Source organism: Bdellovibrio sp. MYbb2, from assembly GCF_056175685.1.
The window spans coordinates 286,852-299,540 of record NZ_JBJKJI010000001.1 but is presented as its reverse complement, the minus strand read 5'-3'; the positions used below and the strand labels follow the sequence as shown (position 1 = coordinate 299,540).

At 50.8% G+C, this 12,689-nt stretch carries 10 protein-coding genes; 6 read left to right on the top strand and 4 right to left on the bottom strand.

The window, feature by feature from the left end:
- The first annotated feature begins 55 nt into the window (after positions 1–55).
- Positions 56–649, top strand: a complete 594-nt coding sequence (locus AC04MQ_RS01455) for a hypothetical protein (protein ID WP_475390745.1) — start codon at positions 56–58, stop codon at positions 647–649.
- Between the two features lie 107 nt (positions 650–756).
- On the top strand, positions 757–1,647 hold the full coding sequence (locus tag AC04MQ_RS01450; RefSeq protein ID WP_475390743.1) for a hypothetical protein: 891 nt from the start codon (positions 757–759) through the stop codon (positions 1,645–1,647).
- Between the two features lie 73 nt (positions 1,648–1,720).
- Here AC04MQ_RS01450 and speA read toward each other — a convergent pair whose 3' ends face one another.
- Together speA and leuS are read right to left on the bottom strand one after the other, a co-directional pair.
- Positions 1,721–3,625, bottom strand: a complete 1,905-nt coding sequence (speA, locus tag AC04MQ_RS01445) for a biosynthetic arginine decarboxylase (RefSeq protein WP_015089548.1) — start codon at positions 3,623–3,625, stop codon at positions 1,721–1,723.
- Positions 3,626–3,710: 85 nt separating this feature from the next.
- Positions 3,711–6,101 (bottom strand): leucine--tRNA ligase, encoded by a 2,391-nt coding sequence (leuS, locus tag AC04MQ_RS01440; RefSeq protein WP_475390741.1) that lies wholly within the window; start codon positions 6,099–6,101, stop codon positions 3,711–3,713.
- A gap of 503 nt (positions 6,102–6,604) precedes the next feature.
- Between leuS and AC04MQ_RS01435 the strand changes: the two genes are divergently transcribed.
- From AC04MQ_RS01435 to AC04MQ_RS01420, 4 genes are all read left to right on the top strand, one after another.
- Complete coding sequence (locus AC04MQ_RS01435) at positions 6,605–7,603, top strand: GGDEF domain-containing response regulator (protein WP_475390739.1); 999 nt, start codon at positions 6,605–6,607, stop codon at positions 7,601–7,603.
- 44 nt (positions 7,604–7,647) lie between these two features.
- The gene (locus AC04MQ_RS01430; RefSeq protein WP_475390737.1) at positions 7,648–8,685 is read left to right on the top strand and encodes a cation diffusion facilitator family transporter; all 1,038 of its coding nucleotides are present in this window, start codon (positions 7,648–7,650) and stop codon (positions 8,683–8,685) included.
- The gene (trmB, locus tag AC04MQ_RS01425) at positions 8,654–9,352 is read left to right on the top strand and encodes a tRNA (guanosine(46)-N7)-methyltransferase TrmB (protein ID WP_015089553.1); all 699 of its coding nucleotides are present in this window, start codon (positions 8,654–8,656) and stop codon (positions 9,350–9,352) included. The genes AC04MQ_RS01430 and trmB overlap by 32 nt, the downstream gene beginning before the upstream one ends.
- Positions 9,353–9,434: 82 nt before the next feature.
- Positions 9,435–9,743, top strand: coding sequence for a hypothetical protein (locus AC04MQ_RS01420; protein ID WP_475390735.1), 309 nt, complete (start codon positions 9,435–9,437; stop codon positions 9,741–9,743).
- 8 nt (positions 9,744–9,751) lie between these two features.
- On the opposite strand, the gene AC04MQ_RS01415 is transcribed toward AC04MQ_RS01420, so the two are convergent.
- Both AC04MQ_RS01415 and AC04MQ_RS01410 read right to left on the bottom strand, forming a co-directional pair.
- Entirely contained in the window at positions 9,752–12,214 is a 2,463-nt protein-coding gene (locus tag AC04MQ_RS01415; protein ID WP_475390733.1) for an NHL repeat-containing protein, read from the bottom strand.
- Positions 12,215–12,328: 114 nt separating this feature from the next.
- Complete coding sequence (locus AC04MQ_RS01410) at positions 12,329–12,619, bottom strand: 2Fe-2S iron-sulfur cluster-binding protein (RefSeq protein WP_475390731.1); 291 nt, start codon at positions 12,617–12,619, stop codon at positions 12,329–12,331.
- Positions 12,620–12,689: the final 70 nt, after the last annotated feature.

The window sequence follows — 12,689 nt, the reverse complement described above, 5'->3', positions numbered from 1 at the left end:
GCCACCTTTTTTTATATATGCTCCAAGCAATTACCAATTTAGTTTCGGGGGAATCATGAAAGCTGTCTTGTTCGCTCTCGTATCTGTGTTCGCAATGTCTGCTCAAGCTCAAGTTCTTGGTAAAATCAAAGGTGCTGGCGAAATGACAGCCAGATACTTCCGTTTGGATGGCTCTGCTGATGTTCGCAATGTGAAGTGCACGGTGGCTTTGAATCTGGATCAAACCGCTGAAAATGTTGAACTTGGTTTTTCTTTTTATGAGTGCGAACAGCTGGGTGGCTGGAATGATCTGCCGGTGTCCTTGAAAATCGACGGCAACAAGCTGGTAAATTCCAAAGGCATCGAGCAGGGTCGTATCTATGCGGATGGCACTGTTGAGTTCACAAGCCTGTCTCGTTCCCAGGTGACTTACAACGACAACAAGTATGATGGTTTCTGCCGTTTGTACTCGTTCGAGAAAAAGACTTTGAATCTGGACACTGTGATCAAATACAAGTTTGTAAAAACCGCTGCTGGATACGAAATGAGCCGTGAGGTTTCCGAGGACCGTCTGGCCTATGCATCCCGCCGTGATTATCCACGATGTCCTGCGGTTGTGATCCCAACTGCGGTTAAAATGACCTCCAGTCTTAATGCGGGTCTAAAGTAATATATCAGTTCGAGATTCTTTTCATTCTTGAGGGGCTTGCATAGTCCCTCAATACTTTCCCCCTAACCTGATCCCATCAAACGCACTTGTTCGTGCGGGGGGATCTTATGATGTCCAAAAGGATGTACGCGGGAATCTGGGGATTGTTTCTGGCTTTGATGCTGAGCTCTTGTAAAACGCCGGTGTCTTTCACTGATGATTTCAGTTCTAAAACCTCTGAACAAACCACCACAACAGACGATTCCACCAGCGATGACAATGCTGATGATTCCACTGACGACCCCAGTGATGATTCGGAAGCGGTGCCTGATTCCGAGATGGTCGGCGAGGTCTGCGACCAGTTGGATTCTGACTCTCACAACGCAGCTCTGGGCGATATCATGCAGGATCCTTTCTTAAATATATCCTTTGCTTCGGGCAAGGGTCTGGTTTTGCCCAAAGGCTCTTGTGTAAAACGAACGGTGAAAGAGGACTCGGACACTCGTCGCGAGATCTTGTATGAATATTCCTGCCGCGAAGTTAAAGGCGTCGTGAATCTGATCAGCACCCGTGAAGAAGAAAACGGCGTCGTGATCTCGGTGATCGACACCGATGTTGATGTTTATGGTAAGGCGGGCTTGGTTCGAAACATTCAGTCCACTCACACCCACACGCGTCTTGCCAGCGGGGCGATTCAGATTGATCGCGAGTTTGAGGAAACCTCCACCGTGGAGGGTGTTCAGCATCAGATCACCGGAGTTTCCTTCTATGATTTCATCCCGGACGAAGACGCCGCCAAAGGCGCAGGTTTTGTTCAGATCAGTGGGAATGTCAGCCATGTGAAGGGCGGCGTGACTCAGAACGTGTACAGTGTTTCTTCGGACGGTCTGCACCGTGCGGCCTGCGGGTTTGATGATGGGGTCGTGACGATGAGATCTTCCGATAAAATCACAACGGTCGCATATTCGGGTTGCGGAAAGCCTGCGATCACTCAAGCCGATACGGAAGTGGTTGAGTGATGGTTAAAAAAAAGCGGCGAACTGTTGTCCGCCGCTTTGAAGTTTTCCAAAAAAGAACCAGGAACCTTTTGGGTTACTCGGCTTCTTCCAGGTATGTGTAACCGGAAAGACCTTCTTCGTAGTGCTTGATCAGAAGTTTGGCTTCTTGTTTGGTGATCGAGCCTCGCTGGATGGATTCTTCCGTCGCCTGACGAACGCTGTCGACCATTTCAGAGCGGCCGTACTGAACGTAAGACAGAACCTCAGTCACCGTGTCGCCTGGAACGTAGTGGTCAATAGTGTAGCCCACGCCGTTCAAAGAGATGTGAACTGCATCAGTATCCCCGAACAAGTTGTGCAAATCGCCCAGGATCTCCTGGTAGGCGCCGGTCAGGAACACACCCATGTAGTACTGCTGGCCATCAGTGAACTGATGCAGGCGGATGGTTTCTTTCGGTTCGCCGGAAGCTGTGTCGATGAACTTTTCAATCACACCGTCAGAGTCACACGTCAGATCCGCCAAAGTCGCTTCACGTTTAGGCTCTTCGCCCAGACGGTGAATAGGGATCACCGGGAACAACTGACCTACCGCCCATGAATCCGGTACAGACTGGAACACAGAGAAGTTCGAGAAGTAAGTGTCGCACAGCTCTTTACCCAAAGCCGCCACGATGTCTTCACAATCCGGAGTCGCGCGCGCCAGTTTGATCATCTTGGTTGCGATCGCAAAGTACATGGATTCACACCATGCACGCTGTTCAAGGCTTAGGACGCCGTAAGTGAACAATTGCAGAGTTTCTTGTTTGGCCTGTTCAAGGTCATTGAAGCACTCGTTGATATTGTCTTTGTTCACCTTTTCATAGATGTACTGCATGTCCTGCATGATGGAATGATCCGCTTTCGTCGCTGGACGAGGCGGTTCATGGCGGTGAAGATCGTTCACGCCCATCACGTTGAACACCAAAACCGAGTGGTGAGCCACCAGGAAGCGGCCGGACTCAGTCACGATGTTTGGATGTGGAATGCCTTTTTCATCACACAATGTCTGAAGCACAGACACGATGTCGTTGGCGTATTCCTGCTCAGAATAGTTCACAGAGCTGTCAGAGTGGCCGGAACCGTCATAGTCCACACCCAGACCGCCGCCCACGTCGATGTACTTCAGGCCTGCGCCCATTTTGTACAGCTCAGTGTAGAAGCGTGCGCCCTCTTTCAAAGAGGACTTGATGGACTGGATCTGAGGAACCTGAGAGCCAATGTGGTAGTGCAGCAGTTCCAGGCAATCCAGCATGCCTTCGTTTTTCAGGAACTCAACGCCTTCCACGATTTCAGTCGAAGTCAGACCGAACTTAGAGCGGGCACCAGAGGAGTCAACCCATTTGCCGGCACCCTGAGTGTTCAGCTTCGCGCGGAAACCGATTTTTGGACGGGCGTTGAACTTTTTCGCCACGTCCACGATCATTTTCAATTCTTCTTTACGATCCACCACGATAATGGTGTTGCGGCCCAGTTTCTGAGACAGGATCGCAGTTTCGATGTATTCCCAGTCTTTGAAGCCGTTGCAGATGATCAGCGCGTCCGGAGTGTTCATCAAAGCTAGAACAACCAGAAGCTCAGGCTTGGAGCCTGCTTCAAGACCCATGGAGTAGTCTTTGCCGTATTTCACCAGCTCCTGAACCAGGTGACGCTGTTGATTCACCTTGATCGGGTAAACGCCACGGTACTGGCCTTTGTAACCATGATCAGCAAATGCTTTTTGGAAGCAGCCGTTCAAAAGCTCCACGCGGGATTTAATAATTTCCGGAAAACGAATCATGATGGGAACGCGGATACCGCGGTCCAAAAGATCTTGGGTCAGCTCATGCAGATCCACTGTCGGACCTGTGGCACCCATCGGAGTGACAGCAACATTGCCTGCGCTGTTAATTCTGAAATAACCGTTGCCCCAGTTGTTGATCCCATAAAGCTCAGCGCTTTTTTCAGGACTCCAATTAGACATCTCTTCTGGCCCTCACGACTAGGGGGCCCGGATAAAAGGACCCCACGTTGTTTTTTCAGGGGTCCTTTTCGGTAAAAGAACCCAGTTATTTAACGATCAAGTTCAAAATTTTGCCGGCTTTGTAAATCACCTTGTCGGGATTCTTATCGCCAAGCACAGCTGCCACCTGTTGAACGGCTTTCGCCGCGGCAAGAGCTTCCTGTTCGGAGGCTGCCACGCCAATTTCGATCGTGCCGCGCATTTTTCCATTCACTTGCACGCCAATTGTCACAGTGTCATCAGCGCACAGGGTGTTATCATATTTTGGCCATGGAGCCAAAGCGCAAAGTCCCTCTCCGTTCATTTTTTCCCACAATTCTTCAGCTAAATGCGGGGCAAACGGAGCCAGAATCTGTACCAGCGGTTTAACGGCCAAAACAGAGCGGCATTCTGCACGGTAAAGCTCGTTCACCAGGATCATCATGGCGCTGATCGCAGTGTTAAAGCTCATGGACTCGATGTCTTCTGTGACTTTTTTAATCGTTTTGTGAACTAATTTCTCAATCTCCGGAGTCAAAGCCTCGGAAGTTGCCACCAGCTGACCGTCGTCGTTCACCACAAGGCGGGTGATACGATCCAGGAAGCGTCTTACACCGTCGATACCAGTCGGAGCCCAGGGTTTGTCCTTGTCCACCGGACCCATGAAGCTGATAAAGGTTCTCAAAGCATCCGCACCGTGGGAACGGGCAATGTCTTCCGGAGAAATCACGTTTCCACGGGATTTCGACATTTTCTCGCCATCCGGGCCCAGGATCATCCCCTGATGCGCCAATTTCTGGAATGGTTCATCGTGGGTCACAAGACCGCAGTCAAAAAGAACCTTTGTCCAGAAGCGGGCATACAACAAATGACCGACCGTGTGCTCAGGACCGCCGACGTAAAGGTCGACTGGCATCCAGTACTTTTCAGCCTCGGGGCTGAACGGAGCTTCGGTGTTTTTCGGATCAATGTAACGCAGGAAGTACCAGGAAGAACCCGCCGCACCCGGCATGGTATCGGTCTCGCGACGGCCTTCTTTATCGCCATCCATGTATTTCACCCAGTCCGCGTTGCGGGCCAAAGGTGCTTCGCCAGTGTCAGCTGGTTCGTAGTCAGCGACTTCCGGCAAAATCACCGGAAGTTCATTGACTGGAACCCCTTTGGATCCGTCAGCAAAGTGAACAATCGGGAACGGCTCGCCCCAGTAGCGCTGACGGCTGAACAGCCAGTCCCGCAGCTTGTACTGAACTTCGCGAACACCCAGTTTGTTTTCTTCCAAATGCTTCAGCATTTTGGAGATGGCTTCAGTTTTATTCAGGCCGTCCAGGAATTCAGAGTTGATCATGATGCTGTCGCCTTCAAATGGCAGCAGATCACTTTCAAGAACGGACTTGATCGGGATGTTGAATTTGGTTGCGAACTCAAAGTCGCGGGCATCGTGACCTGGAACAGCCATGATGGCCCCTGTGCCGTAATCCATCAGCACATAATCAGAAATCCAGATTTCGATTTTGTCGCCCGTGATCGGATGGGTCGCATGCGCCCCGGTGAACACGCCGGTTTTTTCCGTGGAAGCCTTGCGGTCCACTTCGGATTTTTTCGCCGTGTCAGCGATATAATTTTCCACCGCCGTGTATTGCGGCTGGGACGTGATTTTTTTAACCAGCGGATGTTCCGGAGCCATCACCATGAAAGTCACACCGAACAAGGTGTCCGGGCGGGTGGTGAAGACTTCGAAGGTGTCTTTTTCGCCGTGAACCTGGAAGGTGATGCGCGCACCTTCGGATTTTCCGATCCAGTTGCGTTGACCTTCTTTGGTTCTTTCCGGCCAGTCCAGTTTATCCAGATCATTCAAAAGGCGTTCAGCATAGTCGGTGATTTTCAGCATCCACTGTTTCATCGGAACGCGGATCACCGGGTGACCACCGCGCTCGGACTTGCCGTCGACAACTTCGTCGTTGGCCAAAACAGTTTTCAAAGCCGGGCACCAGTTGACCGGAACTTCCTTCTGGTAAGCCAGACCACGCTCATAAAGCTTCAGGAAGATGAACTGGGTCCACTTGTAGTAATCAGGCTCACAAGTGGAGATCTCGCGGCTCCAGTCAAAGCTGAAACCAAACGTCTGCAATGTTTTGCGGAAGCTGTCGATAGCCTTCTTGGTGGTGATTGCAGGGTGAACACCTGTCTGGATCGCATACTGTTCAGCAGGCAAACCGAAAGCGTCATAACCCATCGGATGAAGAACGTTGAATCCGTTCACACGCTTGTAGCGGGAAATAATATCGCCCGGAGTGTAAGAGGCCATGTGACCCACATGCAACCCGGAAGCCGAAGGGTAAGGGAACATATCCAGGGCATAATACTTCGGCTTGGAGCTGGTTGTCTCAGCCTGAAACGCTTTCGCGTCCATCCATTTTTTCTGCCACTTTGTTTCGTACTCGGTGAAGTTCAAACTCATAAAAACATCCTTCAAAATTCAAAGAAAAACACCACAACCATAATTAACGAAAAACCCCAGACAATTCAACGAATAAGACCCCCTTAGCGCCCACATCAGACCCCTCCACAAAACACAGAAAATGTAAGAAAAATCCCCGGCCCAAAGTCCACAAATCCCAATCCAGTCGAAGGGCATCACGTTGTCTCCAAATAGCCGACACTTCGCGCGCGGGCGCACCAACAAGATCTGTCTGAGGGGGAAGGGGTGGGGGCTGAGCTCCGCCGCAAGTTCCGCAGGTCCGGGGAAGTGTGGGATGCAAGGTGCCCCGACGAGCCAAAGGGCCTGTAAATATGGAAGAACCCACCGAGCGAGGACTGTCCGAAGCGCCGGAGCTCAGCCACCAGTCCTTCTCCCGGCGGGGCAGGATTAAAGTTTGGTTACCCAGTCTTATGATTAGAAAATTGTCTAAATAATTCCCAGAATTAACCGATCAGTATCCCAAACGTTACACTGGTATGTAGATGAGTTTTGAAGTCAGCCCCAAACAACCTAAAAGTCGCCGTATTCTAGTAATCGACGACGATAAGGACAGCCTGGAAATTCTCCTGGAGCCATTGCGCTGGGAGGGCTACGACGCGCGCGGTGTGACCACCGAGGCGGAAGCTCATAAGCTGATCGAATCCTGGATCCCTCACATTGTTATTTTGGACTGGATGGCGCCTTCCATGGCGGGTTTGCGGGTGTTGAAATCCGTGCGTGAGCGCCTGTCTCACGTTTCCTGCGTGTTTGTGTCGGAAAATTCCAGCACCGAGGCGATCATCGAGGCTCTGGACTCGGGTGCGGATGACTACATCGTAAAACCATTTGTGCCGCTGGAGCTTCTGGCGCGCATTCGCTCGCAGCTGCGCATCCGTGATTTGCACGAGCAGTTGCTTTTCGCCAATGAAAAACTCAAAGAGCTTGTTGATACCGATGACCTGACGGGTCTGTACAACATGCGTTCGCTGTATCAACGTCTGGACTTCGAGATGGAGCGCGGTCGTCGTTTCCATCGTGATGTCTGTGTCGTGATGATGGATATGGATTATTTCAAAACCGTGAATGACGGACATGATCACCTGTTCGGAAGCTATGTGCTGTCTGAAGTGGGTAAGATCATTCGCGCCAACACCCGTAACATTGATATCCCGGCCCGTTACGGCGGGGATGAGTTCCTGATGGTGCTGACGGAAACCAATCACGCCGGTGCGATGTATTTCTGTGAACGCTTGCGTGAAAATATCGAAAAGACCACCTTCCGCAATGGGGAAGATTCAATGAAGCTGACCGCTTCTTTGGGCTTTGCCATCACAATTCCGGGTGAAAATATCAGTGCCCGTGAACTGGTTCGTCGTGCCGACCACGCGCTTTATGAAGCCAAGCGTGCGGGACGCAATCAAGTGGCTCATTACAAGCCCGAAGCTGCACCTGTGGTGGAAATCAAATCTGCCATTCATAAGCGCCGTAAGGCTGCTGGCTAATTAGTCATTGACCTCGTCCGGGGTATCTAAGAAAACGCTCTTATATGCAAAGCTCTGTTTCGTCCGCTGATAAAATCCGTAATCGTGCCGCATGGATTTCTGCCATCGCCAGTGTCGTGATATTCACGATGAAGGTTGTCGCCTATCGTCTGACGGGCTCCACGGCGGTTTTGTCGGATGCGTTGGAAAGCATCGTGAATGTCATTGCCGCCATCGTGGCGCTGTTTGTGATTCGTATTGCCGCTCAACCGGCGGACGAGGATCATCCTTATGGCCATGGCAAAGCCGAATATTTTTCCTCCGCCTTTGAAGGCGGGATGATTTTCTTTGCCGCGATCATGATTATTGCCGAGGCCGCCAAGGCATTGATTTATCACGAACCGACTCAGAAGCTGGAAATGGGTTTGCTGATTGTCGGCGGAGCTGCTTTGGTGAATCTGGCTTTGGGTTTGTATCTGAAGCGAGTGGGGACGACCCATCAGTCCGACGCACTGAAAGCCAGCGGGGCCCACGTGCTGTCCGACGTGCTGACAACCGCGGGTGTGATGGTGGGTTTGGGTCTGGTGCTGCTGACCGGAATTCAGTGGCTGGATCCGGTGATCGCCATGCTGGTGGGTTTGCAGCTGGCGTATGCCGGATTCAAGATTGTGCGTGAATCCCTGGGGGGTCTGATGGACCAGCAGGATGTGGAATCGCTCGAACTGCTGGCAGGGGCGCTTGAAAAAAACCGAGTGCCCGGGGTGATCAATATTCACCATCTGCGGGTGATCCGCTCGGGACGTTTCCATCACGTGGACGCCCATATGGTGGTGCCGGAATATTGGGATGTTTCTCAGGTTCATGCCATGACCGGTGAATTTGAGGCGGCCGTGGTAAAGGATTATGAGTTTGACGGGGAGCTGGCTTTTCACCTGGATCCTTGTAAAAAATCCTACTGTGACAGCTGCGAGGTCCCTCAGTGCCCGATTCGTTTGCAGCCTTTCCGCAACAGACAGGACTTCTCTGTGAAAAGCTTGACCGACGACCCGGGTCCGACTAATCAAGGGACCCATGACAGATCAGGCCCTAAGAAGACAAATTAATATCACCAAAGACCTTCCCAACCAGAATGCCTACACCCTGGCGTTGAACGGCGAATATGCACATGTGGCTTTCGATGAGCTGCGTGCTCCGCTGAACAAGGGCAAATGGCGTTCTGACGTTTTCAAAGCTGATCCGGCTTTGCCAATGGACGTGGAAGTGGGCACCGGGAACGGGACTTATTTTGCACATCACGCAAAAACCCATTCTGACCGTCTGCTGGTGGGCCTGGAACTGAAATATAAACCTTTGATTCAGTCCATCCGTCGCGCCATGAATGCGGGCTGCAAAAATGCGGCGATCACGCGTTTTCATGCGTTCAACATTGATCATCTTTTTGCGGAAGGCGAGATCGACAACGTCTATATCCATTTCCCGGATCCATGGACGTCGCCGAAGAAACCGAAAAATCGTTTCGTCTGCAAAGACAATCTGGAATTGCTGTTCCGTCTGCAAAAGCCGGGTTCATTCATCAATTTCAAAACGGATTCGTTGGTGTACTTCCTGTGGGCGATGGATGAAATCCGTCAGTCTCCGTACAAGATCATTTTTGAAACTCAGGATTTGCACAATTCCGAAATGAAAGATCAGAACTTCGAAACGGCTTTTGAGAAAATCTTCCTGCGTGAAGGCATCAAAATCAATTTCGTCCGGTTGCAAAAGGCCTAAGGTTCTAGGTCCAGCGTTAAAACGCAAAATTCAAAATTAGTCCCGAACTCGGGATACAATGGGCCCATAGAAGGAGATTTCTATGGGTTCTTTATTTAAGGCTGCTCTGGCACTCCTTGCTTTGATCCTGCTGCTGGGCTTTGAAAAGGCAAATGCGGCAATCACACGCGAAACTGACTTTGTGGCTCCTGCGGAGCCGACCACCGTTTTGCGCAGCTCAGTGATTCCTTGTTATGGACGAAATCAATCGGGCATTGGGCGAAAAACCAATATGTCACGCGTTGAAGGGGAGCGCTGCGCGGTTCCGCAGCCGGTAGAAGCCCGTCGTCTGGATCGTCCCGATCATGAATCTGATGATCCTGGCAGGGACTTTCAAAAGCGGGCTCTTTGAAAGTTGCACTAGCGAACGCCATCCTTGTCATAAGGGATAACAGCAACGTCGATGACGCCATTGTTATTAACTTCGCCAGTTGTAAGGATACCGTCACCTGCAACGATCGCTATTGTTTTGAATTGCAAATAGTCATCATCTACCACGTAGCCGTTGTTGCCAAAAGTGGTGTCCAGAGTTCCGGCTGGAGTCAGGCGGGCGATAAAGGCTTTTCTATAGTTTTCCGTTCCCGTCAGAAGCCATCTTCCTTGAGAATCGCAGACGGCTGAAGTCAGCATGTTTGCTGGTGCCGTCGGTATAGCCAGGATGCCGCCCGTGCCCCAAGTCGCATCCGGAACTCCATCTTGGTCCATTTTCAGAATGAACTTTTCTTCAGAATCATAGTTTGCATAAAACAGGGAAACATTTTGATCGCTGTCGAAGTGAAGCGACATGTATTCGTTTTCCATGTTGATACTTTGCATGGTGTACCCGACAGAATTAAACGTCAGATCAAGCGATCCGTCAGGCAGAAACCGGATGACATAGGCATCATCATAGCTGTTGCCCGCAACCATCAAGCGGCCGTTCCTGAAGGTGGCGTCCAAAGGCCAGACTTCAAGTGTGGTCACAAGCTGCCCGGAACTGCCAAAGCTTGTATCAAGGACGCCGGCCGGATTGTATTTGGAGATCATCATTTTCTCCGAGTTAGCCCCTTCCCAAAGCTTGTTCAGGACGTACAGATTTCCATTTGCATCGGCGGCAGTAATTCCCATCGACATGGCTTCAGGGTTGGGAAGTGAGATGATGCCCGTTCCATTAAATGAAGTGTCCAGAGCGCCCGCAGCGGTGATTTTTAAAATTTTTTGAGTCGTTATCTGGGTGGCCTCGTTGCCGATATCCACTGACAGAAAGTAGCCTCCAGCAGGATTTTCAGCCAGGAACATGTATTCAATATATTCGAAGTTGTCGGCGTAAAAAGTAAAGTGCCCCTGAATTCCGAAGTTGGTGTCGAGTGCGTAATTGTGCTCTTTGGATAAAAACACGGCCCTTCCTTCAAGCATCGTCCCGGCCACCAGGAGATTTTCGCCCTGTATTAAGGATCGCTTCACCTGTTCATTTGAAGAAATCAAAAAATGCGGTCTGAGCACTCCGGCAGTGCCAAAAGAGTTATCAAGACTGCCGTTACTTTCCAGTTTGGTCACGTAGTAACCGCGAGGGCTGTCCGGACTGATGGAGATTCCATACAGATAGATGCGGTCGGATCCATCCAGGGTCACAGAAGTCGCAACTTTATTCAGGGCGGTGTTTTTGATTTTGAAATCGCTCAGCGACACAAGTCCCGAGGTCCCGAAGCTGGCATCCGAAGTTCCATTTGCCAGGACTTTGGCGACCCGCAGTTCGGTGTTGGCGCCGTTTACTTTGCTGCCTGTGATCAGCAGATCGCCTGAAGATGTTAACGTGATATGGTCGGTGTAGGAAAAGTTTGGGGCCAGGCTGAAAAGGCCGCTGGTGGCAAAAGTATTATCACGGGTGCCATCATCATTCAGAGCGATGATTCGTGGACCTGCGACAGTCCCGCGACCCAGACCGAAGATTTTGCCAGGCTTGGTAATAACAGAATGGATGCGGTCCATATCGAACATCGTGGCTTGATAGTAGTCGGTTAGAATGCCGTCTCCGGAGAAGGTTGTATCCAGAACACCGCTTGTGTTGAACCGGACAACAAAGAATTGGTTCCCAGCCGCGCCGGCACACACCATCTTTTGGTCACTTTGAAGGGTGCAGTCTTCTAGCATGCTGAAGGCGGAACTCACATCCGTTTTGGCAAATCCGGCGGTGCCATAGCTGGTGTCGAGGCTGCCGTTGGTAAGATAGCGGCTGATAAAGATCTCGCTGACGCCAGTGTCGGTGAATTCCCCAATCACATAGATTCGCTCTGAAGAATCCACTTTCAGCCATCGGGCGATGTATTTGGTTTGATCCAGATTGATATTTACAGGATTTCCGCTGTTAAAACTGGTGTCGACGACACCATTGATATCTGTTTTCACAAGGCCGATGAATTCACCCGAGGGATCGTAAATGTAACCCAGTTGCACCATCACGTCGCCAGTGGAATTTAAGGCCGAGTGCGCTTGCGAAAAATACGGAGTCTCTTGTTGTGACTTCCCGGTGGAAAGGGCAACCGGGGCACCCTGGTTGTTTATCTTTTTGAAGTAGCTGTTCGTGTAGTAATCATTGTAAATGACGCTATTAAAGATAATTTGTCCGTCGCTGCCGATATGGATCTGTTGGGCGTTCCCGCGTCTTTCCGGGAAATTCGTGCGCACATTGAAGGACGAGGCGGTGACCTTGGAAGGATTTCCTCCCTCAGGTGGGCTTAGAGACGGCAGACCATCGGCGGCCAAACGAAGCAGTTCAGCCTCAATGGTGCAGCCGCTTAAGAATAAGCAGGAAAGAAGTAAAATCCAAAGGTGCCGAATATTCATGATCCTCCCGGACTAGAATTTTATCGGCCTGACGGTCGAGGTTCTGAATAGAGAATATGAGACAAAGCCCTCTTTTAACTATCAATCTGAGACAGAACCAGGGGGTAATTGTAATTACCAGTACGTAGCATCGACAGTGATGTCACCGAGAACTCGGGTTTGGCAGCTGATACGGACTTCTTTGGGAAGATTATTGGCTTCCCTCAGGAAGCATTCTGTTTCGTTCTCAGCGCTGAGGTGTTCCTGGCCTTCAACGACAACGATTTTGCACTTTGCGCAAACCCCGTCACCGTCACAGCTGGAGGCGACGGGAAGTCCGGCCTCCAGCAGAGCCGTCATCAGGACCGTTTCGGTGGGGACATCCACCGGAGTGCGTATGTTCTTTTTAAAAGAAATCAAAGGCATAGCCCAGTGTAGCTGACGCAGTCCAAAACGTGCAAAGAACTAATGAAAACGGGCCCATTTGTGGTAGCCT

Excerpts from the sequence above, each read along its gene's own strand:
- AC04MQ_RS01410 (WP_475390731.1), bottom strand. The coding sequence starts at position 12,619 with ATGCCTTTGATTTCTTTTAAAAAGAACATACGCACTCCGGTGGATGTC.
- AC04MQ_RS01455 (WP_475390745.1), top strand. The coding sequence starts at position 56 with ATGAAAGCTGTCTTGTTCGCTCTCGTATCTGTGTTCGCAATGTCTGCT.
- AC04MQ_RS01450 (WP_475390743.1), top strand. The coding sequence starts at position 757 with ATGATGTCCAAAAGGATGTACGCGGGAATCTGGGGATTGTTTCTGGCT.
- AC04MQ_RS01420 (WP_475390735.1), top strand. The coding sequence starts at position 9,435 with ATGGGTTCTTTATTTAAGGCTGCTCTGGCACTCCTTGCTTTGATCCTG.
- trmB (WP_015089553.1), top strand. The coding sequence starts at position 8,654 with ATGACAGATCAGGCCCTAAGAAGACAAATTAATATCACCAAAGACCTT.
- speA (WP_015089548.1), bottom strand. The coding sequence starts at position 3,625 with ATGTCTAATTGGAGTCCTGAAAAAAGCGCTGAGCTTTATGGGATCAAC.
- leuS (WP_475390741.1), bottom strand. The coding sequence starts at position 6,101 with ATGAGTTTGAACTTCACCGAGTACGAAACAAAGTGGCAGAAAAAATGG.
- AC04MQ_RS01415 (WP_475390733.1), bottom strand. The coding sequence starts at position 12,214 with ATGAATATTCGGCACCTTTGGATTTTACTTCTTTCCTGCTTATTCTTA.
- AC04MQ_RS01430 (WP_475390737.1), top strand. The coding sequence starts at position 7,648 with ATGCAAAGCTCTGTTTCGTCCGCTGATAAAATCCGTAATCGTGCCGCA.
- AC04MQ_RS01435 (WP_475390739.1), top strand. The coding sequence starts at position 6,605 with ATGAGTTTTGAAGTCAGCCCCAAACAACCTAAAAGTCGCCGTATTCTA.